Genomic DNA, 313 nt, shown 5'->3' with positions numbered 1-313 from the left:
GCAAATAAAATAGCTCCAACAGAGTCTGCTATTTGTCTAAATCTTTTAAAATCAATCTCTCTTGCATATGCACTTGCACCACATACAATGATTTTTGGCATAACAATTTTTGCAATCTCTTCTACTTTATCATAATTGATTCTTCCATCAAGTTCAACACCATAATAAAATGCAGAGTAGTTTTGCCCTGAAAAGCTTGGTTTACTTCCATGAGTTAAATGTCCACCATGAGATAAATCCATTCCTAAGATTTTATCACCAGCTTTAAGAAGTGCTGCATATACAGCACCATTTGCTTGACTTCCACTATGAG

1 pseudogene is annotated in these 313 nt (G+C 34.5%); it reads right to left on the bottom strand.

The features are described 5' to 3' along the window. Positions 1-313 (bottom strand): annotated as a pseudogene (glyA, locus tag CJ670_RS09875) (serine hydroxymethyltransferase); the annotation flags it as partial.

Origin of the sequence: Arcobacter cryaerophilus gv. crypticus (genome assembly GCF_002993025.1) — a bacterium.
GTDB lineage: Bacteria > Campylobacterota > Campylobacteria > Campylobacterales > Arcobacteraceae > Aliarcobacter > Aliarcobacter cryaerophilus_B.
This window is presented reverse-complemented; position numbering and strand designations above follow the sequence as displayed.